General features: G+C 62.2%; 21 protein-coding genes and 1 pseudogene. 11 read left to right on the top strand and 11 right to left on the bottom strand.

What is annotated here, in order from left to right:
• Positions 1-215 precede the first annotated feature (215 nt).
• Both ACI2JX_RS17055 and ACI2JX_RS17050 read right to left on the bottom strand, forming a co-directional pair.
• Positions 216-1,484: an ATP-binding protein gene (locus ACI2JX_RS17055; RefSeq protein WP_404690621.1), complete on the bottom strand. Its 1,269-nt coding sequence runs from the start codon at positions 1,482-1,484 to the stop codon at positions 216-218.
• A gap of 62 nt (positions 1,485-1,546) precedes the next feature.
• Positions 1,547-2,257 carry a response regulator gene (locus ACI2JX_RS17050; protein ID WP_264232581.1) on the bottom strand — a complete coding sequence of 237 codons (711 nt, stop codon included), beginning with the start codon at positions 2,255-2,257 and terminating at the stop codon, positions 1,547-1,549.
• Positions 2,258-2,422: 165 nt separating this feature from the next.
• Here ACI2JX_RS17050 and ACI2JX_RS17045 point away from each other — a divergent pair, with 165 nt between their 5' ends.
• The 3 genes from ACI2JX_RS17045 (at position 2,423) to ACI2JX_RS17035 (ending at position 5,662) form a co-directional block, all read left to right on the top strand.
• Positions 2,423-2,728 (top strand): hypothetical protein, encoded by a 306-nt coding sequence (locus tag ACI2JX_RS17045; protein ID WP_186557094.1) that lies wholly within the window; start codon positions 2,423-2,425, stop codon positions 2,726-2,728.
• 28 nt (positions 2,729-2,756) lie between these two features.
• On the top strand, positions 2,757-3,425 hold the full coding sequence (locus ACI2JX_RS17040) for a DUF3313 domain-containing protein (RefSeq protein ID WP_404690567.1): 669 nt from the start codon (positions 2,757-2,759) through the stop codon (positions 3,423-3,425).
• A gap of 149 nt (positions 3,426-3,574) precedes the next feature.
• Entirely contained in the window at positions 3,575-5,662 is a 2,088-nt protein-coding gene (locus tag ACI2JX_RS17035) for a putative bifunctional diguanylate cyclase/phosphodiesterase (RefSeq protein ID WP_404690566.1), read from the top strand.
• On the opposite strand, the gene ACI2JX_RS17030 is transcribed toward ACI2JX_RS17035, so the two are convergent.
• Both ACI2JX_RS17030 and ACI2JX_RS17025 read right to left on the bottom strand, forming a co-directional pair.
• Positions 5,659-5,919, bottom strand: a complete 261-nt coding sequence (locus tag ACI2JX_RS17030) for a DUF1652 domain-containing protein (protein ID WP_186554305.1) — start codon at positions 5,917-5,919, stop codon at positions 5,659-5,661. The two genes, ACI2JX_RS17035 and ACI2JX_RS17030, sit on opposite strands and share 4 nt — an antisense overlap.
• Positions 5,920-6,190: 271 nt before the next feature.
• Positions 6,191-6,844, bottom strand: coding sequence for a DUF1345 domain-containing protein (locus ACI2JX_RS17025; protein WP_264232801.1), 654 nt, complete (start codon positions 6,842-6,844; stop codon positions 6,191-6,193).
• A gap of 178 nt (positions 6,845-7,022) precedes the next feature.
• Here ACI2JX_RS17025 and xerC point away from each other — a divergent pair, with 178 nt between their 5' ends.
• Positions 7,023-7,937 (top strand): tyrosine recombinase XerC, encoded by a 915-nt coding sequence (gene xerC / locus ACI2JX_RS17020; RefSeq protein WP_404690565.1) that lies wholly within the window; start codon positions 7,023-7,025, stop codon positions 7,935-7,937.
• 9 nt (positions 7,938-7,946) lie between these two features.
• Here xerC and ACI2JX_RS17015 read toward each other — a convergent pair whose 3' ends face one another.
• Both ACI2JX_RS17015 and gspG read right to left on the bottom strand, forming a co-directional pair.
• Positions 7,947-9,137, bottom strand: coding sequence for a type II secretion system F family protein (locus tag ACI2JX_RS17015; RefSeq protein ID WP_404690564.1), 1,191 nt, complete (start codon positions 9,135-9,137; stop codon positions 7,947-7,949).
• 11 nt (positions 9,138-9,148) lie between these two features.
• Positions 9,149-9,574, bottom strand: coding sequence for a type II secretion system major pseudopilin GspG (gene gspG, locus ACI2JX_RS17010; RefSeq protein ID WP_186554309.1), 426 nt, complete (start codon positions 9,572-9,574; stop codon positions 9,149-9,151).
• A gap of 185 nt (positions 9,575-9,759) precedes the next feature.
• Between gspG and ACI2JX_RS17005 the strand changes: the two genes are divergently transcribed.
• From ACI2JX_RS17005 to ACI2JX_RS16990, 4 genes are all read left to right on the top strand, one after another.
• Positions 9,760-10,386 carry a lytic transglycosylase domain-containing protein gene (locus ACI2JX_RS17005; RefSeq protein ID WP_404690563.1) on the top strand — a complete coding sequence of 209 codons (627 nt, stop codon included), beginning with the start codon at positions 9,760-9,762 and terminating at the stop codon, positions 10,384-10,386.
• 91 nt (positions 10,387-10,477) lie between these two features.
• On the top strand, positions 10,478-11,932 hold the full coding sequence (locus ACI2JX_RS17000) for a sensor histidine kinase (protein WP_404690562.1): 1,455 nt from the start codon (positions 10,478-10,480) through the stop codon (positions 11,930-11,932).
• Between the two features lie 266 nt (positions 11,933-12,198).
• Positions 12,199-13,692, top strand: a complete 1,494-nt coding sequence (locus tag ACI2JX_RS16995; protein WP_368972205.1) for a sensor histidine kinase — start codon at positions 12,199-12,201, stop codon at positions 13,690-13,692.
• Positions 13,661-15,091 carry a sigma-54 dependent transcriptional regulator gene (locus ACI2JX_RS16990; RefSeq protein ID WP_264232590.1) on the top strand — a complete coding sequence of 477 codons (1,431 nt, stop codon included), beginning with the start codon at positions 13,661-13,663 and terminating at the stop codon, positions 15,089-15,091. The genes ACI2JX_RS16995 and ACI2JX_RS16990 overlap by 32 nt, the downstream gene beginning before the upstream one ends.
• A 19-nt stretch (positions 15,092-15,110) precedes the next feature.
• On the opposite strand, the gene ACI2JX_RS16985 is transcribed toward ACI2JX_RS16990, so the two are convergent.
• The 3 genes from ACI2JX_RS16985 to ACI2JX_RS16975 form a co-directional block, all read right to left on the bottom strand.
• Positions 15,111-15,404 carry a hypothetical protein gene (locus ACI2JX_RS16985; RefSeq protein WP_264232591.1) on the bottom strand — a complete coding sequence of 98 codons (294 nt, stop codon included), beginning with the start codon at positions 15,402-15,404 and terminating at the stop codon, positions 15,111-15,113.
• Between the two features lie 129 nt (positions 15,405-15,533).
• Positions 15,534-16,886 (bottom strand): GntP family permease, encoded by a 1,353-nt coding sequence (locus ACI2JX_RS16980; protein ID WP_186554314.1) that lies wholly within the window; start codon positions 16,884-16,886, stop codon positions 15,534-15,536.
• Positions 16,887-16,998: 112 nt separating this feature from the next.
• Positions 16,999-17,538, bottom strand: coding sequence for a gluconokinase (locus tag ACI2JX_RS16975; RefSeq protein ID WP_264232592.1), 540 nt, complete (start codon positions 17,536-17,538; stop codon positions 16,999-17,001).
• Positions 17,539-17,747: 209 nt separating this feature from the next.
• On the opposite strand from ACI2JX_RS16975, the gene ACI2JX_RS16970 reads away from it, so the two are divergent.
• The 3 genes and pseudogenes from ACI2JX_RS16970 to ACI2JX_RS16960 all read left to right on the top strand — a co-directional run bounded on the left by ACI2JX_RS16970 (position 17,748) and on the right by ACI2JX_RS16960 (position 20,229).
• Positions 17,748-18,767, top strand: a complete 1,020-nt coding sequence (locus ACI2JX_RS16970) for a LacI family DNA-binding transcriptional regulator (protein WP_264232593.1) — start codon at positions 17,748-17,750, stop codon at positions 18,765-18,767.
• An 85-nt stretch (positions 18,768-18,852) separates the two neighbouring features.
• Positions 18,853-19,692 (top strand): annotated as a pseudogene (locus ACI2JX_RS16965) (PAS domain-containing protein); the annotation flags it as partial.
• A 42-nt stretch (positions 19,693-19,734) separates the two neighbouring features.
• Positions 19,735-20,229, top strand: coding sequence for a methyl-accepting chemotaxis protein (locus ACI2JX_RS16960; RefSeq protein ID WP_392467266.1), 495 nt, complete (start codon positions 19,735-19,737; stop codon positions 20,227-20,229).
• Here ACI2JX_RS16960 and ACI2JX_RS16955 read toward each other — a convergent pair.
• Both ACI2JX_RS16955 and ACI2JX_RS16950 read right to left on the bottom strand, forming a co-directional pair.
• Positions 20,204-23,470: a transporter substrate-binding domain-containing protein gene (locus ACI2JX_RS16955; RefSeq protein ID WP_404690620.1), complete on the bottom strand. Its 3,267-nt coding sequence runs from the start codon at positions 23,468-23,470 to the stop codon at positions 20,204-20,206. The genes ACI2JX_RS16960 and ACI2JX_RS16955 overlap by 26 nt on opposite strands.
• 13 nt (positions 23,471-23,483) lie before the next feature.
• Complete coding sequence (locus ACI2JX_RS16950) at positions 23,484-24,098, bottom strand: response regulator (RefSeq protein ID WP_404690561.1); 615 nt, start codon at positions 24,096-24,098, stop codon at positions 23,484-23,486.
• Positions 24,099-24,280: the final 182 nt, after the last annotated feature.

Here is a 24,280-nt window from a genome sequence, read left to right as displayed (position 1 = left end):
TCGCGGGGCAAGCCCGCTCCTACGGGGGCATCGCCGGCCCTGTCGCGGGACAAGCCCGCTCCTACGAGGGCATCGCCGGCGCTATCGCGTAGCAAGCCCGTTCCTACGGGGGCATCGTCGGCGCTATCGCGGGCCCGTACCTGCAGAGGCACCCGCCGGCCTGTAGGAGCGGGCTTGCCCCGCGATAGGGCCGGTACAGCCCCTGCAGATTTGCTTCAGCTACGCCCCGGCAGCTCAACCTGCGCAATCAGCCCTGAGCCGCTGCCATTGCGCAGGGTGAGCTCGCCGCCTTGCTCACGCACGATCGCCCGCGCTGCCGACAGGCCCAGGCCAACCCCGCCGGTGTCGCGGTTGCGCGAGCCCTCAAGACGAAAGAATGGGTCGAACACCCGCTGCAGGGCGGGTTCGGGAATCCCCGGCCCTTGGTCGCTAACCTCGATGCGCACAGCTTGCTGGTCACTGCTCAGATCAATGCGCGGCTGTCGGCCATACTTCACTGCATTGTCCAGCAGGTTGACCACCACGCGCTTGATACTCAGCGGCCGGCCGTCATACACGAGGTGCGCGGGGCCGGCGAAGTCGACGGCAATGCCCTGGTCGCGGTAGTCGTCGATGATGGTTTGCAGCAGCTCCGACAGATCGAACGCGGTGCTTTGCTCCAGCGCCGTGTCTTCGCGGAAAAACGCCAGGGCGGCGTTGATCATCGACTGCATTTCTTCGACATCGCGAATCAGTTTGCGCTGGTGGTCGAGGTCTTCCATGAACTCACTGCGCAAGCGCATCCGCGTCAACGGCGCACGCAGGTCGTGGGAGATGGCTGCGAGCATGTGGGTGCGCTCAGCGATGAAATGCTGAATCTGCGCTTGCATGGTATTGAAGGCGATGATCGCCTGGCGGATTTCGTGGGGACCTTCAAGCTTGATCGGTGGCGCGCTTAGATCACCTCCAAAGCGCCGGGCCGCACCGGCAAAGCGTTGCAGGGGCTTGGCCAGTTGGTGGGTGGCGATCCAGGCGACCAGCAAGGTGGCGATCAGCCCCAGGGCGATGATCACGCCAATGCGGGCCGGCAAGTTCAGACCCCAGCTGCGCTCGGGTGGCACGAAGGACAGCCAGCTGCCATCGCCGAACTCGATCAGCACCGCATACCGCGCCTGGGCGCTGCCGCTGGGCCAGTCACTGGGCCGGTAGACTTCGATTTCCCGCTGATTGCCGAGCAATTGGCGCAGCACGGGCACTTTGCCGGGGTCGACCTGCGCGCCACCCGGCGGCAAATCGAATGCGCGGCGCTCGGCTTGCCATTGCACCTGCAGCATGGGGCTGCTGGCGGCATTGGCCAATTGCGGGCGCAGGGGCGCTGGGGCGGCTTCGATCACTCGCGCGGTGGCGGCAATCTGGTCCAGCAGGCCAGTGCGGTCGATCGGCGGCCGCGCCCAGATGCCTGCCACCTGCACGAATAGGGCATTGAGGGCCAACGAGATCAGCATCGCCACCAGGATGGTCAGGGCGATGCGCCGGTTGAGGGTATCGCGGCGCCAGCGCGGTGTTGTCACGAGCGGCTGACCTTGGCGGTGAACATGTAGCCGCCATTGCGCACGGTGCGGATCAGGTCCGGGCGCTTGCTGTCGGGCTCGATCTTGCGCCGCAGGCGGCTGACTTGCACGTCGATGCTGCGGTCATAAGCGTCGTGGCCTTGGCCGTGGGTGAGATCGATCAGTTGCTCGCGGGTGAGGATGCGCTGTGGATGCTCGAGAAACACCAGCAACAGATCGAACTCACCGCCAGACAGTGGAATCATCACGTTTTCAGGCGAGCGCAGCTCGCGCGCGGTGATGTCCAGGTGCCAACCGGCAAAGCCGATTATCGGCCGTGACGGTTCGCTGACGGGCACTTGCCGTTCGCCTACCCGGCGCTGCAAGGCGCGCAACCGCGCCAGCAGCTCACGCGGGGCGAACGGCTTGGTCAGGTAGTCGTCGGCGCCCAGTTCCAGGCCGACGATGCGGTCGCTCAGTTCGGCCATGGCAGTGAGCATGATGATCGGGATGCCGGTTTGCGCGCGGACTTTCTGGCACAGGCTCAGGCCGCCTTCACCAGGCAGCATCAGGTCGAGAATGATGGTGTCCGGGCGCTGCTGGGCGATCGCCGCCCACATCGCCTCGCCGTGCGGGGCGACATCCACCTCATAGGCATGCTGAAGGAAGAACTTCTTCAGCAACGACAGGATTTCCATATCGTCGTCGACGATCAGCAGTCTGCTCACGTTCACTCAGATCCACAGGCGAAAAAGGGCAACTGTAAAACCATTGCCCAGGTTGGGTCATATATTTCAATCGAGCAACAAAGCGTCAGCGCAGCCATCAAGCGGACATTCTCCAGCAAAACCCGCCGGGCACTCTGCCGGCTTTCCAAGCCAAAGGGGGCGTCCATGAAGGTTTTGCACAGCAAGTATCCCGCACACGACATCGCCCGCTCGTTGATCCTGATGCAGCGCACCACCACCACCGGGCGCGACGAGCCGATCATTTTCCAGCAGTCCTGCCTGGGGCTGGCCCAGGATCAGCACCAGGTAGTGCTGCGCCGCTACGTCGAGCACTACAGCCCGGACAGCGGTCACTGGGTCGAGTACGCCCACGCCGTGCCCACCGCCGAGCTGATCGCCTGGATCATGGCCCATGGGCAACTGCGCATCGCCTGCTCCGAAGGCGCTGAAGGTAGCCAAGTCCATGTATGACCACGTTGCTGTTAAAGGGATTGCCGTGATGAGAAGCAACCGTTCGCTGTCGCTGCTGTTTGCCGCCGTGTTGACCTTGTCGGCCTGTAGCAGCAAAAAGGCGCCCAGTGAGATGCACGCCGGGTTTCTCCAGGACTATAGCCTGCTCAGCCAGCGTCAAGCGCCCTCGGGCCAGACGGTGCTGAGCTGGGTCAGCCCTGGCGTGAGTCGGGGGCAGTACACCCAGGTGTACTTTGCCCCCAGCGTGTTCTACCCGCGGTTCGAGCCGACCGAGCGGATTCCTGGGGCTACCTTGACTAACGTGCTTGGCTATTACGATGCGTCGCTCAAGCACGAGCTGGGCAAAGTCTTGACCGTGGTCGACAAGCCAGGCCCGCATACCTTGGTGGTCAGGCCTGCAATTACCCGGGTTGCGGCCAGTACCCAGGGCCTGCGCTTTTATGAGTGGCTGCCGATTACCTTGGTCGCGGCCGGGGTGAGCACTGCCACCGGGATACGTGATCAGGACAGCGAGATCAGCACTGAGCTTTCATTCGAGGATGGCGCGACCGGGGCGGTGGTGGCCGAGGTGATGAGGATGGGCACCGGGGTGCCGCTGGAGAATGACCGGCAGGTGATGACGGCGGATAACGTCAAGGCTGTGCTCGATGGCTGGGCGTGTGATTTGCGTGAGGCGTATGCGGCTGTCTATAGGTAGTTGGCGGCCGAGTTCAGGGGGCGCGCAGCGGCCCCGCTAACACAGGATTGGATCCGTTCTCATTCGCGAAAACCCGTGCGTTTCGCTAAAGCTTGAGTACAATTATCAGCTTTTTGCGGGCCCCCCCACGCCCGCTGCTGGATGTGCCAATGCTGATCGGTAGCTACTCTTCCTCGCTGGTGTTGATCTCGCTGTGCGTCGCCATTCTTGCCTCCTACACCGCCCTGGACCTGACCGGGCGGATCGCCACGGCCAAGGGCCGCGCGGCGCATTTGTGGATGGCTGGCGGGGCGTTGGCCATGGGTATCGGCGTGTGGTCGATGCACTTCATTGGCATGCTCGCCTTCAGTTTGCCGATCGACCTGGGCTATGACTTGCCACTGACCGCGCTGTCGTTGCTGATCGCGGTGCTGTCGTGTGGCTTTGCCTTATGGCTGGTGAGCCAGCCCAGCCTGCCGTTGCTGCAACTGGGCTGCGGCGCGCTGATCATGGGCAGTGGCATCAGCAGCATGCATTACATGGGCATGGCTGCCCTGCGCATGCAACCAGGCATCGATTACGACCCGACGCTGTTCGGCGCCTCGCTGGCGATCGCGGTCGGCGCTTCGGCCGCGGCGCTGTGGATTGCCTTCCGTCTACGCCAGCACACACCTTATGTGCGGCAGATCCGCGGCGCGGCGGCCGTGGTGATGGGGGTTGCCATCGTGGGCATGCACTACACCGGCATGGCGGCGGCGAACTTCCCCGAGGGCAGCTTCTGCGGCGCGTTGACCACAGGCCTCAGTGGCGAGGGCCTGGATTATCTGGTGCTGATCACCACCTTGGCGGTGCTCTCAGTGGCACTGTTGACCTCGGTCCTCGATGCCCGGCTGGAAGCGCGCACCGCAGAGCTTGCGCGGTCGCTGACGCTAGCCAACCAGGAACTCACCCAGTTGGCGCTGCACGATATCCTTACCGGCTTGCCCAACCGCACCCTGCTGGCTGATCGGATCGACCAGGCAATCGGCAAGGTGGCCGAGCAGGGCGGTTGTTTCGCGCTGATGTTCATCGACCTGGATGGCTTCAAGCCGGTTAACGATGCGTTTGGCCATCATGTCGGTGATCAGTTGCTCAAGGCTGTCGCCTCGCGCCTGCGTGGTCACTTGCACAGCCAGGACACCCTGGCGCGGATTGGCGGCGATGAGTTCGTCCTGCTGGTCGAGCTGCAAGAGCCGGAAGACGCCATGGATGTGGCGGCCAAGCAGGTCAACCTGGTCTCGCGGCAATTTCGCGTGGCCGAGCACGACCTGCAACTGACCGCGAGCCTGGGCATCGTCCTCTATCCGGGCAACGGCGTCGATCAGCTCGAACTGCTGCGTAACGCCGATGCGGCGATGTACCACGCCAAGAGCGCAGGCAAGAACGGCTACAGCTTCTTCGACGTGTCGATGAACAGCAACGCTCGCCAGCAGCTGCAATTGCTCCAGGACCTGCGCGCGGCGTTGGAGCTTGGTCAGTTCCGCCTGCATTACCAGCCTAAATTCGACGCTACCCTGCGTCAGCCAATTGGTGCCGAGGCGTTGCTGCGTTGGGATCATCCGCAGCAGGGGCTACTGCTGCCGGACCGCTTCATCGGCCTTGCGGAAAAAACCGGGCTGATCATCCCCATCGGTGAATGGGTGCTCGATGAAGCGTGTCGGCAGATGCGCGAGTGGCTGGAGCAGGGGCATCAAGACTGGCGCATGGCGGTCAACCTGTCGGCGATCCAGTTTTGCCACGCAGGCCTGGTGGCCAGTGTTGCCAGCGCCTTGCAGCGCAATCAGCTGCCCGCCAACCGCTTGACCCTGGAGATCACCGAAACCACGGCCATGCACGACGCCGATGCCAGCCTGACCGTGCTGCAGAAGCTGTCCGACATGGGCGTGGACATTTCCATCGACGACTTTGGCACCGGCTATTCGAGCCTGATGTACCTCAAGCGCCTGCCGGCCAACGAACTGAAGATCGATCGCGGATTCGTCCGTGACCTTGAGCACGACAGCGATGACGCCGCGATCGTCTCGGCCATCGTCGCCCTTGGCCAGGCACTGGGCCTGCGGATTGTTGCCGAGGGGGTCGAGACCGATCGCCAGCAAGACTTTCTCACCCGCTTGGGGTGCGATTCGCTGCAGGGCTACCTGATGGGCAGGCCGGTACCTGCCGAACAGTTCATGGCAGGGCTGGTGGCATTGCGGGAAAAACAGCAGCAGGTCGGCTAGACCGCGTCGCGCAAGGCGAACGACGGGACGAACGCGGCCATCTCATCTTCTACCGCTTCGATGATCCGTTCGACATCGGCAGCGGCCATGATCGCCGCACAGGGAATGCCGGCGATGGCCAGTACGGTTTCGCCAGTGGCGCGGTCGAACAGGCGGGCGATCATGCTGCGCGGCGCATCCATGCTGGCTTCGAACCCCAAAGGGTGGAAGTGCCAGCGCATCACCTGGCAGGCGTTGGGGAACGTCATCTTGTTCATGCCAGCCTCCTTGTCCTCGTCTTGAACGCGGTGATCATGTGGCCACTCATGCGGCCGGTGGGACTGTAACGATAGCACTTGGCATGGCAGTGTCCCGCAGAAAATATGACAAATGTGCTAATGCATGACGGCGGTCACAGCACCTGCTTGGACGCCTGCCGGCGGCGGTTGGCAGGCAAACGTTTTCGCCGCCCGCAGGTACTGGGGCGAGAGGAGGGCTGTGCTGTTTTTCCGCCTGCGCCTGCCCAGCAGTTTCCGACCGACGGTGCAGCTAATTTGCGCCAAGCAGGCCGGCAGCAATGTTGATGGTGAAACCCAGGATGGCGGTATTGAATACGAAGCCTACCAGTGAGTGGGCCAGCACCACCCGGCGCATGCCCCGGCCGCCGACACCGACATCAGAGGTCTGCACAGCGACGCTGATGGTGAAGGAGAAGTAGTGAAAGTCCCAGTAGTCGGGGTTGCGCTCGCTGTCGGCAAAGCGCAACAGCGGCTGGTGGCCTTTGTCGGTGTAGAACAGGCGCGCGTAATGCAGGCTGAAGATGCAGCCGATCAGCAGCCAGGAGCCCGCCACCGTCAGCCCGGTGTACAGGTAGTGCAAGGCGAGCGCACTGCCTTGCAGGCCGCGGCTGGACACCAGTTGCAGGGTCACTGCGGCAAGGCTGGCGATAGCCGCGATGCACACGGTGAACAGCACCAGCGCTGCGTTCTCATCCTCGACCCGGGCGACCTTGCGCACCGTGTCAGGCGTGGCCCGCCAGGTCAGCCAGGCGACCAACAGCAAGTACAGCCAGACACCCAGGTTCCAGCCCGCGAGAATGTGTTGAGTCAGATCATCTGCTGGGATCAGCCAGGCGCCCACCAGTCCGGCAAGAGCGGCGAAGCTCAGGCGCGGGTGGGTGCGGGTCAAACGGTGCAAAGCCATGCTGCCTCGGCGCTCAATGGTCATGGCTACCACTCTAGCCCACCCAGGGGCTGGGCCTCAGGTTCGATCAGCGCAGTAGGAATGAGGTACCATCAACGCCTTCACACTGCGCAAAGCCCTTGTATATCAAGGTGATGGCACCGTTTTCGCCCCCGTTTCACGCTACAGGATCCACGTTTTGTCTGATCTCCTGCACAATCCGCTGCTGCAGTATCTGGCGCGCTTGGCGCCCTCCAGCCAGTTGACCATGCGTTACATTCTCCAGGATGGCGCCGACCGCCTGGGGTTCGTCGATTGCGATATCGAAGAGGTGCCGTGGCACCGGCTTGAGCCTGGCCATGTCATCGCTCTGGTGGCGGCGCTGCGTGCCGATGGCTATGCGCCAAATACCTCGTCGTTGTATGTCAACGCGGTGCGCGGGGTGATGAATGAAGCCTGGCGCCAGGGCCTGATCGACCACGAGCAGTTGCTGCGCATACGCGAAGTCAAGCCAGACAGCGGCAGCCGCTTGCCACCGGGGCGCAATCTGCGCCGTAGCCTGATTCGAGAGCTGATGGACGTCTGCGCCGCCGACCCACGCCCGCAAGGTGTACGCGATGCGGCGATCATTGCCTTGTTGTACGGCACCGGCATGCGCAAGTCTGAATCGGTCGATGTCGATCTGGCCCAGGTCGACTTCCAGGCCCGCAGCCTGCAAGTGGTGGGCAAGGGCAACCGCCAGTTGGTCAAGTATGCGCCGGCCTGGGCTTTCGAAAAGCTACAGGCCTGGCTCGACCTGCGCCGGGCGCAGTTACCGGAAGGTGAGGGCGATGACGGCTTTCTGTTCAATCGAATTCGCCGGGGCAATCACATCACCCGCGCGCGGATCACCAAGCATGCCATCTATTACATCGCTCGCCAGCGTGGCGCCCAGGTCGGGGTGAAGATCATGCCCCATGATTTTCGCCGGGCCTTCATCACCCGGGTGATCGAGGAGCATGACCTGTCGATCGCGCAGAAGCTGGCCCACCATGCCAATATCCAGACCACCGCCGCCTATGACCGGCGCGATGACAACGAGCGGCGGCGGGCGGTGGATCGCTTCGATTATTGAGGCCGGCGCTCAATGAATGCTCGAAGCCAGCTCGAAGATCGGCATGTACATCAGGATCACGATCAGGCCGATCAGCAGGCCAATGAAGGTCATCAGCAAAGGCTCGAACAGTTTCACGAACCATTCCACCCAGCGGCCGACTTCCTGGTCATGAAAGTCGGCGCAGCGCTCGAGCATCTCGCCCAGGTTGCCCGACTGCTCGCCGGCCCTGAGCAGGCGCAGTGACACTGGCGTCACCAAGCCGCCAGCCTCCAGTGCATCGGACAGCGGAAGGCCTTCAGCGACCCGCTGGCTGGCTTGCTCAAGCCCCTGCGCGGTGCCGCTGCCAAGCAGCCCACGGGCCATGCCCATGGCGGTGAGAATGGATATCCCGCCTTGCAGCAAGATCCCCAGCGAGCGGTAGAAGCGCGCCAGTTCATACATCAGCAAGCGCTGGTGCAGTGCCCCAAAGCGCCGTATTTGCCGCCCCAGCCAGCGCCGTAACGCCGGGTTACGGCGCATCAGCGCCAGCACCGTCAGCGCGCCAAGCGTAGCCAGTGCCAGTGGCAGCATCTGCGCATGCAGGAACAGGCCAATCTGCATCAGTACTCGCGACAGCCAGGGCAGTTCAGTGCCCATGCCCTCGAACACCAAACTGAAGCGCGGTACCACATAGCCCAGCAAAAATAGCACCACGCCGCCCCCAACCAGCAGCAACAGCAACGGATACACCGAGGCCCCCACCAATTTCTGCCGGACCAGGTCCAGCCGCTGGCGGTAGCCGATGTAACGGCACAGGGCATCGCCGAGGGCGCCGGTGCGCTCGCTGGACTGCACCAGCGCCACATACAGGGTTGGAAACACCTGCGGTTGCTGACTTAGCGCCTGGGACAGCGAGCGGCCTTCATACAGCTGCCGTACCAGTTGTTCGAGCACCTTGCGGGACGACCCGCCAGGGGCTTTTTCGGCCAGGCTTTCCAGGGCATCGATCAGCGGCAGGCCGGCGTTGAGCAGGGTGCTCAGTTCCTGGCTGAACAGCACCAGGTCGAACGCCGGGGCACGCCGCCAGGGCAAGCCACGCAGACTGCTGGCCTGGCCGCGCAGGCTGACCACCCGCAGGCCTTGCGCATGGGCCTGGCGGCGCGCCTGCTCGGCATCCTCGGCGTCGATCTGCAGCTCAACGACGCCTTGGCTCCCCAATGCTTTGAGGTGGTAGCGCATAGTCGCTCTCCTTACTGCCAGCTGGTGACTTCGGCGTTTTCCCCATCGCCTCCGGGCTGGCCATCCTTGCCCATCGACAGCAGGTCGTACTCGCCACCGTTTTCGCCGGGTTGGCGGTAGATATAGGCGCGGCCCCAGGGGTCTTGCGGCACGGCTTTCTGCAGGTACGGGCCCGACCAGCGTGCCTCGCCGCTCGGCGCACTGACCAGGGCCTGCAAGCCTTGCTCGCTGTTGGGGTAGTGACCGACTTCCAGGCGATACAGGTCCAGGGCTTTGCTTAGCCCTTCGATCTGGGCGCGGGCCACTTTCGCTTCGGAGCGGCCGAGTTGGCTGAAGTACTTGGGGGCGACGATGCCGGCCAGCAAGCCGAGCACCACCAGCACCACCAACAGTTCAAGCAGGGTGAAGCCTCTCTGGGCGTTGGATCTGCGCTGCATGGTGAAACCCTCCAGTGCGGTTAGGCAGTTCTCGCCAAGCCTTATGCAACTGTCGTGCACGTCTGCCTCGCGGCCTTGCGCCATGGGCGATGGCAAGCGGCACAGTGCTTGCGTGAGAGGTTCAAACCTCGGGTTTTCCGGGGCATATCCCCCACATCGGGGGCCACGACGGGGAGGTGACCGACATGCGTGGAATTATCCTGGGACTTATCTGGCTAGCGGCGGGTGCTGCTCAGGCCGATGTGTATATCTCCATCGATGCCAAGGGCGGCTATGTGTTATCCAACGTGCATCGGCCAGGACGCCACTATGAGCGGGTGATCAGCGAGGTCGCGGCGCTGTCCGGGCCGGCCAACGCGCAATGGGTCACGGGTCGGCCTTATGCCGACGAGGTTGCCGCCGCCGCGCGTGCCCACGACGTGCCTCAGGCTTTGCTGCATGCCTTGATCAAGGCCGAGTCGGGCTACAACCCCAAGGCACGTTCACCCAGAGGCGCGGTGGGGCTGATGCAACTGATGCCCGAGACGGCCAAGGAGATGGGCGTTAAGGATGCGTTGGACCCGGCCGCTAACGTGCAGGGTGGGGCGCGCTACCTCAAGCGCATGCTTAAGTTGTTCGACAATGACATCACCTTGGCAGTGGCCGCCTATAACGCAGGCCCCGATGCCGTACTGAGCCGTGGCCGCGTAGTGCCTCCATTTGCCGAAACCCGCCGTTATGTGCCCAACGTGCTGCGTGAATACCGAAAGCTGCAGGGTTTGGCTGATGATGCACCGCTGAGCGCGCAGATTGGCCGGCAGCAGGGTCTGTAGCGTGACCCGGCGCGAAATAAGTCAATTGCCATCCTGGTTTCCCCAACACTGGGCTATAACCTCTTACAGGTGCCCAGTTGTGGAGTCCGCCATGGACCTCGTCCCTCGTCCAGACACGCTTGAAGTGCCCGCAAGCGCTGATGGGGGCGCAAGCCGCAAGCCATTCGACCTGTTGCGCTGGTATGCCTGGGTAAGCCTGGCGATCATCGTCTCGGTCGCAGCCGGACTTGGGCTGATCTCCAGCCGTTTCATCATTGACGAAAGCGTCGAGCGCGATGCGCTGCTCACCGCCCAGTTCATTACCTCCATCGCCGATGCCGAGGTGCGCCATGTAGCGATACCCAATGTGCGCAGCATGGGCGAGTTACTCGATCCACGCACCGACCAGGCCATGCCCGATGTCGACCCGGACGCGCGGCGCAGGGCCCGCGGCGAGTTTCTCGATCATATCGCCCACTTGCCAGATGTACTGTTGGCCAACATCTACGCACCCGATCGCACGGTAATCTGGTCGAGCAACCCGGCCTTGACCGGCAAGATCATCGAATCGGACGACGATCTGGAGCGCGCCTTCGAATACAAGATGCGCGTCTCGGCCAGTTACCACGATTTTGACGATGCGCGCAGCGAGCAGAAGTTTGTCACCCCGCCGCAGCAGCTGTTCATCGAAAACTACATACCTTTGTTCGATGCCGACGGTGAGCGGGTCACCGCCATGGTGGAAATCTACAAGGAGCCGCATGACCTGATCGTGCGCATCGAGCACGGGCTGCTGTTGATCTGGCTGGCCATCGCGGTGGGCGCTGGGCTGGTCTATGTCGGCTTGTACGGGATCATGCGCCGGGCCTCGAAGGTGATGGCGGTGCAGCAAAAGCGCCTGATCAGTAACGAGACCTACGTGGCGCTGGGTGAGATGTCCTCGGCGGTGGCCCACAGCCTGCGTAATCCATTGGCCAGCATTCGCTCCAGTGCTGAGCTGGCCCAGGTGTTCGACGAGGGGCCGGCGCAGAAAAACGTCAACGATATCATCAGTCAGGTCGACCGCATGTCGCAGTGGGTGCGGCAACTGCTGCAATCGTTGCGGCCACTCAATGATGACGCAGTCCCGGTGGATCTAACCCAGGCCGTGCAAGAGAGCCTGCAAACGTTCGCCGTGCCGCTGGTTCGGGCGGGGGTGAGCCTGGAGCTCAAGCCGTTGCCGGCGGTGCGGGTACTCGGCCAGCCGGCCTTGCTTGGGCAGATATTCAGCAGCCTGATCGCCAACGCGCTGGAGTCGATGGAGCAGGGCGGGCAGTTGCGGGTTGAGGTCGTACGGCGTGATCGGCGTAGCCTGACCTTGCGTATCTCCGATACAGGCAAAGGCATGAGCGAGCAGCAGCAGCGCCTGGCCTTCCAGCCATTTTTTACCACCAAGCAAGGCGGGCTGGGCGTGGGGCTGGTGCTGGTCAAACGGATCATGGAGCGCTTCGGCGGATCAGTCAGGCTGAGCAGTTACGAAGGCAAGGGCACCCGAGTGTCATTGAGTTTTCGCGTAATCCACGATTGAAGCAATGCCTTAGATTATTTATATAACCCAATGATTTATAAAGATTAATAAATTTTGGGTGAGAATTACCCAGCATTGGGGAAATTGGATGATATCAAGCATTAGGTATGTATCCTAAGGCATTGAAAATAAACATAATAACGAGTTATTCATTCTTGGCTAATTTCTTGCTGCAGGTACGTACCGACCGGCGGCCGCTGCAAGGCTAGCAGCAAAGTGATATCACCCTGTTACGCACGGTAGCAGTTCAAGGCGGGAACTACACGATGCAGACGCTGGAAAACACTGCGCCAGACAAGTCTTCGACGCCCTCCAGTGGGCTGGCCGTGCCGCTGCGCGAGTTCAATCTGCTGCGCTGGTTCTCGCTGATCAGCCTGCTGATCATCACCGCCGTGGCAGGCAGCCTGGGTTATGTCTCGACCCGGTTTGTGGTGCGTGACAGCGTTGAGCGCGATGCCATGCTCACCGCTCAGTTCATCCAGGCCATGGCCCAGGCGGAAGTGCGCCACTCGCAGCTACCACCGGGCACCACCATGGGCGAACTACTTGACCCGCGCCTGGACGATCAGCACCTGCAGGTACCGGCGGCGCTGGCCAAGTCCACCCGTGAAGAGTTTCTCGATCACGTCGAGCACCTGCCTGACACCTTGCTGGCCAATGTCTATGCCCACGACCGGACGATCGTCTGGTCGACCAACCCGCAACTGATCGGCAAACGCATCGAAGTCGACAGTGACCTGGACCACGCATTTCGCTCGCGCAAACCGGTCTCGGCCAGTTATCACAAGGCCGAAGAAGACCGCGAGGAGCAAAAATTCCAGCGTGAACCGCAATACCTGTTCATCGAGAACTACATCCCCTTGTTCGACAGCCAAGGCGAGCAGGTCTTGTCGATGGTGGAAATCTACAAGGAACCGGTCGATTTGATCCGCCGCATCCAGCGCGGCTACGTGCTGATCTGGGCCTCGACCCTGGTCGGTGGGGCGCTGATCTATTTCGGTCTGTTCTGGATCGTGCGCCGCGCCGCCGGCATGCTGCATCACCAGCAGGAGCGCTTGGTCGCCAGCGAGACCTACGTGGCGCTGGGCGAGATGTCCTCGGCGGTGGCCCATAGCTTGCGCAACCCGCTGGCCAATATCCGCTCCAGTGCCGAACTTGCCCAGGACATCGCCAACGAGCCGGCACGCAAGAACATTGCCGACATCATCAGCCAGGTTGATCGCATGTCGCGCTGGGTGCGTGACCTGCTGGTATCACTGCGTCCAACCAGTGACGAAGCAGAACCGGTCGAGCTGGTGGCAGCCATCGAAGACACCCGCCTGGCCTTCGCCCAGCAGATCGAGCGCAACGGCGTGCAGTTCAGCTACGAGGGTGCGGCGCAGTACTGGGTGGCCAGCCAGTCGTTGCAACTGACGCAAATTCTCAACAGCCTGTTCGCCAACGCCGTGGAAGCCATGCCCAAGGGTGGTCGGCTCAGCGCACAGCTTAGTGAGTTGGAAGGGCAGCAGGTGCAACTGCTGCTGAGCGACACCGGCAAGGGCATGAGCCAGCAACAGGAGCGGATGGTGTTCAAGCCGTTCTTCACCACCAAGCAGGGCGGCCTGGGGGTGGGGTTGGTCCTGGTCAAGCGGATCATGGAACGATTTGGCGGCTCGGTCAGCCTGAGCAGTCGCGAAGAGGAAGGAACCCGGGTCTGCCTGATCTTCAATATTGCAGTGGGAGAGCACCATGGAGCACAGCATCCTGGTAGTCGAGGATGACGAAATCCTCGCCGACAACATCCGCACCTACCTGAACCTCAAGGGGTTCGAAGTGACGGTCTGCCACAGCGCCGAGCTGGCCCTGGAGCAGATCAGTCGTGCCCAGCCGGACGCGGTGCTCACCGACAATTCGCTGCCGGGCATGAGTGGTCACGACCTGCTGCGAAATCTGGTGGCGCAGGCGCCAGAGCTCAAAGTGATCATGATGACCGGCTACGGCAATGTCGAAGATGCCGTGCTGGCGATGAAAGAAGGCGCCTTTCATTACCTGACCAAGCCGGTGGTGCTGGCAGAGCTCAAGTTGATGCTGGAAAAGGCCCTGGCCACCGAGCGGATGGAGCGCACCTTGTCGTTCTATCAAGAGCGCGAGGCGCAAAAGTCTGGCCTGCAGGCGCTGATTGGCGAGTCGGCGCCCATGCACAACCTCAAGCACACCCTGCGCCAATTGCTCGATGCCGAACGGCGCATGGCCAGCGATGACCTGCCGCCGGTGTTGATCGAGGGCGAGACCGGAACCGGCAAAGAGCTGGTGGCGCGCGCCCTGCACTTTGATGGCATGCGCAGCAAGGGCCCGTTCATCGAGTTCAACTGTGCCTCGATCCCGGCCAACCTGCTTGAGGCCGAGCTGTTCGGCCATGAGAAAGGCGCCTTCACCGACGCCAAGGAGCGGCGGGTAGGCTTGGTCGAGGCCGCCGATGGCGGCACATTGTTCCTCGATGAGATCGGTGAGATGGACCTGGTGCTGCAAGCCAAGCTGCTCAAACTGCTGGAAGACCGCAGCATTCGCCGGATTGGCGCGGTCAAGGAGCGCAAGGTCGACCTGCGGGTGATCAGTGCCACCAACTGCAACCTGGAACAGATGGTCCAACAGGGCAAGTTTCGACGCGACCTGTTCTTCCGCCTGCGCATCATCGCCCTCAAGGTGCCCAGGCTGTATGCGCGCGGCCAGGATATCTTGCTGCTGGCGCGGCACTTCCTGGCCCATCACGGGCGCCGCTATGGCAAGCCCAACCTGCGTTTCTCGGCCGAGGCCGAATCGCTGATGCTTGGCTACAGCTGGCCGGGCAACGTGCGCGAGCTACGCAACATGCTTGAACAAACGGTGTTGCTGGCGCCGTCCGAAGTGATAGCTGCGCATCAGTTGAACTTGTGTCTGACCTTGATCGATGAGCCCCAGGCGCAGCCGCAGCCCATGCTCAGCGCCTATGAAGCGCCACGCCATGAGCCCGACCCAGGTACCAGTCTGCCGGAGATGGAGCGTGACCTGGTGTGCCGAACGCTCGATCGCACCGATTGGAACGTGACCAAATCGGCGCGCCTGCTGGGGCTCTCGCGCGACATGCTGCGCTACAAGATCGAAAAGCTTGGCCTGAGTCGTCCAGACAAGCGTCAGTGGTGATGCCAGCGGCCCGGGTCAGTCAGGGCTTGCTGCTGCCGCCTTGCCCCTGGCGCCCGGTCCCCTCTGAGCCGGTGTCACCCATTCCAGGCAGATCGCGATTTTCATTGCGCTCGGCGGGCGGGCTGTCTGGGTCGTTACCTTGGATCCGTGGATCGGTATCGCGCGGCACCGGCGTCTCGATCGGGTTCAAGGTGCTATCGACGCCGGGCTGAGGTGCCGGATTGTGGGGGTCGTCGGGGTGGGTCGTGCCGGTGCCTGCTGCCAGGGCCAAGGGCGAGGCGAGCAGGGCTGCAAGTAGCAGGGCGTGTTTCATGGGCAGGCTCCTTTGCTTCGAGAAAGGCTGCCTGGACCAACGTCATCATGGGGGCGAAGACGTTCGCCAGGCTTCTACCTCAGTTGGGCCATGCCCGATGGAGCGGGGTGCCATCACCCCGATCAACGGTCACACCACTTGGGCCAACAGCATGATGAAGATGATGCCCACCACCGAAAGGATGGTTTCCATCATGCTCCAGGTCTTGAAGGTCTCGGCCACGGTCATGTTGAAGTACTGCTTGACCAGCCAGAAGCCTGCATCGTTGACGTGAGAGAGGATCAGCGAGCCGGCGCCGGTGGCCAGTACCAGCAGTTCGCGGTTGACCCCGGGCACCAGGTCGACCACTGGCGCGACGATGCCGGCGCCGGTAATCGTCGCCACGGTTGCCGAACCGGTAGCGATGCGAATCACCGCCGCCACCAGCCAGGCCAGCATGATCGGCGAGATTTCTGCCTGCACGGCCATTTGCCCGATCACGTTGCCCACGCCAGTGTCCACCAGCATCTGCTTGAAACCGCCGCCAGCGCCGACGATCAGCACGATCGCGGCGGTCGGCGCCAGGCTCTGGTCGAGCATCTTCATGATTTGTTGGCGCGAGAAGCCGCGGGCCGAGCCGAAGGTGTAGAACGCCAGCAGCAGGGCGGCGAGCAGGGCGGTGATTGGGTGCCCGATCAGGTCCATCCACTGCCGCACGATGTGCTCGGCGGGCAGCACCACGTCAGCGAAGGTCTTGAGCAGCATCAGCACCACCGGCAGCAGCACGGTGATCAGGGTAACGCTGAAGCTGGGCAGGTTGCGCTGGTCGGACTCCTTGGCGATCTGGTCCATCAGTTCCTGGGAGGGGTTGCCGGGGATGTAGCGGGAAATGAAGTTACCGAACAGCGGCCCGGCGATCACTGCCGTGGGCAGCGCCACCAGCAGGCCGTAAAAGATGGTCTTGCCGATGTCGGCGTGGAAGATGCCGATCGCCAGCAACGGCCCCGGATGCGGCGGCACCAGGCCGTGCACCACCGACAGGCCGGCCAGCAGCGGGATACCGATCTTCACCAGCGACACCCCGGAACGGCGGGCGACGATGAATACCAGTGGGATCAGCAGCACGAAGCCGATCTCGAAGAACAGTGGGATGCCCACCAGGAAGGCCGCGAACATCATTGCCCAGTGCACCTTCTGTTTGCCGAAGGCGCGGATCAGGGTCTGGGCGATCTGGTCGGCACCGCCAGAGTCAGCCATCAGCTTGCCGAGCATGGTGCCCAGCGCCAGGACGATGCCGACAAAGCCGAGCACACCGCCAAAGCCGTCCTGGAACGACTTCATGACCTTAGCCACCGGCATGCCTGAGGTCAGGCCGAGAAAGCCTGCGGCCAGGGTCAGGGCGACGAAGGGGTGAACCTTGAAATGGGTGATCAGCAGGATGAGCCCGATGATGGTCACCAGGGCATCGAGTAGCAGGAAGGTATCAGTAGCCAGTCCGAACATGGTTCATGAGCCTCGGTCTTGTCTTTGTTTTTAGGCGGAGCATTGGTGCAACTGTAGACGCCATGAAGCGTCGGGGTAGCGCTGTCTTTGGTGAGCCGGAAAAACCGCCCGCTCAGGCGGTCCGCGCCAATGTCCGCTCACCGCAGGGCTTTAGCCAGTCATTGACGGTTTCAGCCAAGGCAGCGACGGGGCGGGTAGCGTCCAGCGGCAAGGTCAGGGGTTCGCCATGGGGCGGCTCAAGGGCGGCAAACTGGCTTTCGATCAGGCTGGCCGGCATGAAGTGGCCAGGTCGGGCGAGCACGCGCTTTTCGGCTTCGGCAGGGGTCAGCTCGAGGAACACGAAGCCCAGGTCCGGCACAGCGTGACGCAGGGCATCGCGATAGCGGCGCTTGAGCGCAGAGCAGGTGAGGATTGGCCGTTCGCCGGATTTGAGCGTGGCCTGCAGCTCTTCACCCAGGCGGATCAGCCAACCGGCACGGTCGTCGTCGTCCAGGGGGATGCCGGCGCTCATCTTTTCGATATTGGCGGCCGGGTGGAAGGCATCGCCTTCAATCAGGCGGCCGCCGCTTCGCGCAGCAATAGCGGCGCCGATGCTGCTTTTACCGCAGCCGGCCACGCCCATTACCACAATCGCGGACAGGGGAGAGTTCATCAGTACCTCCTGCGGGGTAAGATAGCGCTGTCTCAGCTCTGGCAAGGAGTGATTGCGGGCGCCACCCTCCCGGGTGTTATTAGTCTTGTCTAACGCAGTATGGCCGTTGGACACAGGCTTGCTAGCGAAGATTACATTGCCTGTGTCCTGGGACAGCGCTACCTTAGTGGCCGTTCCCTATCCTGGCAAGTAGTAAAATTACAACATCCATGTCCCGCACCGGCTCCCGTACTACAGGTCGCCCGACCCTGGCTGAAGTGGCCAGGCTTTCCGGCGTATCGCCCATTACCGCATCCCGCGCCTTGCGCGGCGTCAGTACCGTGGCCCCAGAACTGGTGGAAAAGGTCCTCAGCGCTGCCGCCAGCCTGGGCTATATCGCCAACCCAGCGGCTCGGGCGCTGGCCTCGGCGCGTAGCCACTCGGTGGTGGTGCTGATTCCGTCGCTGTCCAACCAGCTGTTCATCGACACCCTGGAAGCCATCCATGAGGTGATGCGTCCACGCGGCCTTGAAGTGCTGATCGGTAACTATCACTACGATATTGCCGAAGAAGAGAACCTGATTCGCAACTATCTGGCTTATCAACCCTGTGGAGTGCTACTCACTGGCTTTGATCGCAGCGAAGCGTCCAGGCAAATGCTCACCGCCAGCCGTGTGCCCTGTGTGCACATGATGGAGCTCGGTGGTGAGGCGGGCGCGGTGTCGGTTGGTTTCTCGCAGCAACAGGCCGGGCGCGCTGCCGCGCGGCACCTGATCCAACGCGGTCGGCGGCGTCTGGCGTTCATCGCTGCGCAGCTCGATCCGCGGGTGCTGCAGCGTGCCGAAGGGTTCCGCCAGGCCTTGGCTGAAGCCGGCATGCAGGCGCCTGAGCTGGAAGTGCTGGCGCCGCAGCCGTCGTCGATTGGCCTGGGCGGGGAGTTGTTTAGCCGCTTGCTGGCCCAGGCGCCGGATGTCGACGGGATCTTCTTCTGTAACGACGACCTGGCTCAAGGTGCAGTCTTGCAGGCATTGCGCCAAGGCATCGAGGTGCCGCGCCAGGTGGCGATGGTCGGCTTCAACGACCTGCCGGCCTCAGCGCATATGGTCCCGCCCTTGACCTCGATTCGCACGCCCCGCGCTGCAGTCGGGCGGGCGGCGGCGCAGGCGCTGCTGGCCATGCTCGATGGCAAGCGCGTGGCCAGTGAGCAGCAGGATCTGGGCTTCGAGTTGATGGTGCGCGAGAGCAGCTGATGCGCATGCTCTACTTCGTTGGGGCTGCGTTGCAGCCCTTTCACGCGGCGCACGGTTAATCCTAAAGTGATAGCAGATTGCTTGCATGGCGTCGGCGTCGATCTATGCTCAGGGCATCCCATGGATGAAGGAGCCCGGCGTCATGTTCGATTATCATCGCAAGTCTGACCTCGTCGAGATTCAGCGTTGCCGCCAGGCCTTGGCGGGTATGGAGGCGAAGTTGGCGGCGATCAGCCGTTCCATGGCCATGATCGAATTCGCCCCTGACGGCACCATCCTCGGCGCCAACGATAACTTCTGCAAAGCCATGGGTTACAGCGCTGAAGAGATCAGCGGTAAACATCACCGCCTGTTCTGCGACCCGGCCTATGCCAAAACTGCCGAGTACCAGCAGCTGTGGCGTGAGCTGGGCCAGGGCAAGGCGATCAGTGGCACCTTCGAGCGGGTCGACAAGGCTGGCCGCGAAGTGTGGCTGGAAGCCAGCTACATGCCGGTGCTCGATGAGCGCCAACAGGTTACCAGTGTGATCAAGGTGGCGTCCGATATCAGCCGGCGGGTGCTGGAGGAGCATGAAAGCGAAAGCCTGCTCAAGGCGATCGGTCGCTCGATGGCGGTCATCGAGTTCACCCCGCAAGGCCGGGTGATCAAGGCCAACCAGAACTTCCTCGACACCATGGGCTATCGGCTCGAAGAAGTCGTCGGTCGCCATCATGGCTTGTTCTGCCTGGCGCATGAGCGCGAGTCGGCTGAGTACCGGGAGTTCTGGGCCTCTCTGAACCGCGGCGAGTACCACTCCCATCGTTTTGAACGGGTCAACAAGCGCGGCGATACGGTGTACCTGGAGGCTTCGTACAATCCGATCTTCGACAACAAGGGCCGACTGTACAAGGTAGTCAAGTTCGCCAGTGATATCACGGCTCAGGTCAGCACCCAGCAGAGTGCCGCCGACGCCGCCCATGCCAGTTCCGTGCAGACCGACGCCTGTGCCCGCAAAGGCAGCGATGTGGTGCAACAGACAGTGCAGGTGATCGAGCAGATTTCCCAGGAGTTGAGCGATGCCGCGCGCACTATCGATGCGGTGAGTAAGCAGTCGGAAGTGATTGGCCAGATTGTCCTGACCATCCGGGGTATCGCTGATCAGACCAACCTGTTAGCGCTCAACGCAGCGATCGAGGCGGCCCGTGCAGGCGAACACGGTCGTGGCTTTGCTGTGGTCGCTGACGAGGTGCGCAGCCTGGCGGCGCGCACGAGCAAGGCTACCTTGGAGATCGTTGATGTGGTGCGTCAGAACCACGACCTGTCGCTGACTGCGGTGGCCAGCATGCAGTCGAGCCTGTCGCGCACTGGGCGCGGGGTAGCGTTGGCCAACGAGGCGGGTACGGTGATCCAGGAAATTCAACAGGGATCGCGGCATGTGGTCGATGCCATCAGCCAGATCAGCTCGACGTTGCAATTGCATTAAGGTTTTCGCGCAGCTCTCGTTGCAGCGTCTGCAGGCTTGCCTCCAGGCGCTGGAGCAGTTTCGAGGTGGGTTCGTGGCGGCTGATGGCCTGTTCCACGGCTTCGCAGTCGCGCACCACGCCCCTGACTTTGAGCATCTTTGCTCCGCCTTTGATCCGGTGCACCAAGGTCCGCACAGCGTCTTCGCGCGGTGCCGGGCCTAAGGCGCGTAAGCCCTGCAGGTCTTCGCTGGCGCTCTGTGCCAGCTGCTCAAGCAGGCGTCTGATCAAGGTGGCGTCATCCTGGGTCAGGTGGCGCAGTTCATCGAGGTTAAAGCCGCTGCTGCATAACCCAGGCTCTGCCTCAGGCGGTTGGACCACAGGCAGGTGCGCCTTGATGGTTTGCAAACCGATAGGCTTGAACAGGCAGTCGTCCATGCCGCTGGCCAGACAGCGTTCACGCTCTTCGACCTGGGCATTGGCGGTGACGCCGAGGATCCGGCAAGGAGGGCGGTTAGTGAGTTTTTCCGCGGCCCGTATGCGCTGCGTCAGTTCATGGCCATCCATCACCGGCATGCTGCAGTCGGTGATCACCAAGTCAAACTGGCCGGTCTGCCAGAGGCCGAACGCCGCCTGGCCATGCTCGGCCAGTGTCACCTGATGGCCCAAAGTGGAGAGCTGCTTGTCCAGCAACAGCAGGTTGGCTGGGTAGTCGTCAACCACCAGAATGTTCAGCGGCCCGCCCTGCTCGATGGGTTCAGCTTCGGCTGGCTCGACCTCGGCAGGCGCCTGGGCGGTTGTCAGTTGCAGCGTCACCTCGACCTTGGTGCCCATGCCCTCGACACTTTGCAGGGTCAACTTGCCGCCCATCAGTTCGGCCAAGGTGCGGCTGATTACCAGACCCAAACCTGCACCCTGGCGCGCACGTGGACCGTCTACCTGGGCGAAGCTATTGAACAGTTTGGCCTGGTCGGCCGGGCTGATGCCCACGCCGCTATCTTGCACGCAGAGTGTGACCTGTACGGGTTGGTTGGCTTGCCCAGTAGCGGCCGACAGGCGTACCAGAATTTCACCGCGATCGGTGAACTTGATCGCGTTGCTCAGCAGGTTGGACAGCACTTGCTTGAGGCGCAATGGATCGGCCTGCAGCCAAAGTGCCTGCTCGGGCAGCTCGGTACGCAAGTGCAGGCCCTTGATGCGGGCATTGCCATCGAACACCCGTACCGTTGCGCGAACCAGGTCGACCAGGTCGGTCGGTGCTGGTTGCAAGGTCATGTGACCGGATTCGATGCGGGAAATATCGAGGATATCGCCGATCAGCTCGAGCAGGCCGACAGCCGAGTCATGCGCAGTCTGTAAGGTGTGGGGGTCGCTTTGGCCATTTTGAGCGTCCTCCAATGCCAACTCCAGCAAGCCGATCACCGCATTCATCGGCGTACGGATTTCGTGGCTCATGGTGGCCAGGAAGGTGCTTTTGGTCTGGCTGGCCTGTTCGGCGTCGTCCTTGGCCTGGCGCAGTTGTTCGAGCAGGCCGCGGCTCAGTGCCAACTGGGCCTGCAGTGCACCTTGAGCCTCGGTACGTTGATGGATCAATTTGCGCAGGTAGCTGTTCCAGAACACCACGCCTGCCAGCAGCAGCGCGGCAAGGATCAATACCTGCAAAGCCAGGGTGCGGTAATTGCGCCACGGGCTGTCACTGACCAGGGTACTGCTGCGCCAGCGGTTGACCAGTTGGTCCATCTCGTCGGGGGGAATGCTGAGCAAGGCTTTGTTGAGGATGCTTTGCAGCTCGACCAGCTCGGGTGCGACAGCGAACGAAGCGCTCGCTGGATCGTCGCTTTGCAGGCCGGCAATTCGCAGCTTGCCTTTGAACACCTGGCCAATGTAATAGCCGGCATTGATCAGGCTGCTCAGGGCCACATCGGCTTCACCATTGGCTACCGCTTCCATCAAGCCCAGTGGGGTGTTCACTTCGACGAAGCGGGCATGGGCGTACTGGGCCTGGAGCAAGGCGCGCTGGGGCGAACCGCGGATCAACGCGACCCGCTTGCCTTCCAGCGAGCGCGAACCTGCCGGCCACGCCATATCCGCGCGGGTTACCAAGACCCGCGGGCTGACCAGGTAGGGGGGGGTGTAGCGCAGGCGGGCGGCTCGGTCGCCGCCATAGCCCAAGGCGCCGATCATCTGCGCCTCACCTTGGGCGACCTGTTCGACCATTGCCTGCACCGAGTCGACTTCAACGCAATTGAACTGCAGGCCGGTGCGCAGGCTGATTTGCCGGAGCAGGTCCATGGTGATGCCGGTAGGGCGTTGCTGGCTGTCGTTGAAGGTCAGTGGTGCCAGGGAGGGATTGACCAGCACGCGCACCACCGGGTGGCGGGTAATCCACTCTTGTTCGGCGGTAGTCAGCGCCGCCACCCGGCGCTGCATCAGCAGACTGGTATTGCCGCTGCTCCAGCGACGCAGAATATTCAGGCGTTCGCTGTCGGTGATTCTGTCGAGCGCATCATCCACCAAACGGCGCAACTGGGTGTTTTCATTGGCCAAGGCAAAGGCAAAGAACTCAGCAGGCAGGGGCGAGAAGTGATCTACCCGAATCTGCCCTTGGTAGCTCTTGCCGATCAAGTAGTCGGTGCTGATGGCATCGCCCAGGTAGGCATCCACCTCGCCCAGTGCCACAGCCGACAGGCCTGCCAGGGTCGAGCGATAGAGCGACAGCTGCGCTTGGGGATAGTGCGCGCGGACCATTTCGGTTGGCAGGTAGTGATCGACCATCGCCAGGCGCAGGCCGGCGAGCGCGTTGCTCTGATTGAGGGTATGCCCTTGGCGGCTGACGATCACCGGCAAGTCATCGGCATACGGCTGGCTCAGGCTCAGTTGGGCCTCGACCGCTTCGAAGGCATTGGAGCTGCCCAAAAGATCGATGCGTCCTTCATGCAGGGCGGCGATTGCCTCCTCGCGGCTGGGAAAGCGCCGTACCTCGATGGGAATGCCCAGCTGTTCGGCGATCAATCCCGCGTAATCGGCGCTCAAGCCCTCATAGTCGGCCTGATCAATGTTGATTTCAAAAGGCGGATAATCAGGGCGAGAGCTGCCCAGCACCAACACCTTGCGCTTATCGAGCCAGTCACGATCTTGCTGATCCAGCACCAGCGGCGGGGCCGCGCTCGCCGAGCGGGCCAGTAGCTGGCGGACTTCGCCTTCGGCATGGGCCGGCGTGGCGAGGCTGACCGCCAGCATCATTGCCAGTAGAGCGCCCCTGATCATGTGCGCAGGTTCAGTTGACGTTATTGCGCTTGGCAAGGTCGACCATCTCAACCAGCGATTCGGCTTTGAGCTTGTCCATGATCCTTCCGCGGTAGGTACTGATGGTCTTGGTACTGAGGTTCATGCGTTCGCCGATCGACTTGTTGTTTTCGCCTCGGCTCAAGCGACGCAGAACTTCCATCTCTCGGTTGGAGAGGCTGCCCAGGCGCACGTTTTCGTTTTCCAGCGAGTTGCTGTTGACCGACATCTGCGGAAAGGTCGAATAACCCTTGACCAATGCCTTGAGGGCGAACACCAAAGATTCGGTGTCTTCATCCTTGTTGACGAAGGCGGCGATGCCTGCATCCAGGCAGCGGCGTACGTAGAGATCGGCGGGTTGTCCGGTCAGCACCAGAATTTTTGGCGCAGGTTCCAGCAACTGCAAACGCTTGATCACTTCCATTCCGTCCAGGCCCGGCAGGCCGATATCGAGAATCACCACTTGGGGCGAGAGTTTGCGCGCTAGTTGGACCGCTTCTATGCCGTTGCCGGCCTCACCGATCACCTGGAAACGTTCACGCTGCAGCAACATGCCTACGGCCATCCTTACGGTTGGGTGGTCATCGACCATCAGCACGGTTGTCATTGGGAAACTCCTGTCGGAAATTTAGTCCGTTTCCTGAATCACCCAGGAATACGTCTGTAGGGCCTGCCCGGCAGCGCGCAAGATACGTCGATTCAGAATCCTTGGTAATGGCGAGTATAGGTGCGTTGAAAAAACGCGGAGGGTCTGTTGAAAAAGCCTACAAAAAAGAGCGGTTTTGCACG

Source organism: Pseudomonas sp. NPDC088890, assembly GCF_044900155.1.
Taxonomy (GTDB): domain Bacteria; phylum Pseudomonadota; class Gammaproteobacteria; order Pseudomonadales; family Pseudomonadaceae; genus Aquipseudomonas; species Aquipseudomonas urmiensis.
Note: the sequence above shows the minus strand (reverse complement) of the source record. Positions and strands in the feature narration are given on the sequence as shown.

Excerpts from the sequence above, each read along its gene's own strand:
- ACI2JX_RS17055 (WP_404690621.1), bottom strand. The coding sequence starts at position 1,484 with ATGCTGATCTCGTTGGCCCTCAATGCCCTATTCGTGCAGGTGGCAGGC.
- ACI2JX_RS17045 (WP_186557094.1), top strand. The coding sequence starts at position 2,423 with ATGAAGGTTTTGCACAGCAAGTATCCCGCACACGACATCGCCCGCTCG.
- ACI2JX_RS17040 (WP_404690567.1), top strand. The coding sequence starts at position 2,757 with ATGAGAAGCAACCGTTCGCTGTCGCTGCTGTTTGCCGCCGTGTTGACC.
- ACI2JX_RS17035 (WP_404690566.1), top strand. The coding sequence starts at position 3,575 with ATGCTGATCGGTAGCTACTCTTCCTCGCTGGTGTTGATCTCGCTGTGC.
- ACI2JX_RS17030 (WP_186554305.1), bottom strand. The coding sequence starts at position 5,919 with ATGAACAAGATGACGTTCCCCAACGCCTGCCAGGTGATGCGCTGGCAC.
- ACI2JX_RS17025 (WP_264232801.1), bottom strand. The coding sequence starts at position 6,844 with ATGGCTTTGCACCGTTTGACCCGCACCCACCCGCGCCTGAGCTTCGCC.
- ACI2JX_RS17015 (WP_404690564.1), bottom strand. The coding sequence starts at position 9,137 with ATGCGCTACCACCTCAAAGCATTGGGGAGCCAAGGCGTCGTTGAGCTG.
- gspG (WP_186554309.1), bottom strand. The coding sequence starts at position 9,574 with ATGCAGCGCAGATCCAACGCCCAGAGAGGCTTCACCCTGCTTGAACTG.
- ACI2JX_RS17005 (WP_404690563.1), top strand. The coding sequence starts at position 9,760 with ATGCGTGGAATTATCCTGGGACTTATCTGGCTAGCGGCGGGTGCTGCT.
- ACI2JX_RS17000 (WP_404690562.1), top strand. The coding sequence starts at position 10,478 with ATGGACCTCGTCCCTCGTCCAGACACGCTTGAAGTGCCCGCAAGCGCT.
- ACI2JX_RS16995 (WP_368972205.1), top strand. The coding sequence starts at position 12,199 with ATGCAGACGCTGGAAAACACTGCGCCAGACAAGTCTTCGACGCCCTCC.
- ACI2JX_RS16990 (WP_264232590.1), top strand. The coding sequence starts at position 13,661 with ATGGAGCACAGCATCCTGGTAGTCGAGGATGACGAAATCCTCGCCGAC.
- ACI2JX_RS16985 (WP_264232591.1), bottom strand. The coding sequence starts at position 15,404 with ATGAAACACGCCCTGCTACTTGCAGCCCTGCTCGCCTCGCCCTTGGCC.
- ACI2JX_RS16980 (WP_186554314.1), bottom strand. The coding sequence starts at position 16,886 with ATGTTCGGACTGGCTACTGATACCTTCCTGCTACTCGATGCCCTGGTG.
- ACI2JX_RS16975 (WP_264232592.1), bottom strand. The coding sequence starts at position 17,538 with ATGAACTCTCCCCTGTCCGCGATTGTGGTAATGGGCGTGGCCGGCTGC.
- ACI2JX_RS16970 (WP_264232593.1), top strand. The coding sequence starts at position 17,748 with ATGTCCCGCACCGGCTCCCGTACTACAGGTCGCCCGACCCTGGCTGAA.
- ACI2JX_RS16950 (WP_404690561.1), bottom strand. The coding sequence starts at position 24,098 with ATGACAACCGTGCTGATGGTCGATGACCACCCAACCGTAAGGATGGCC.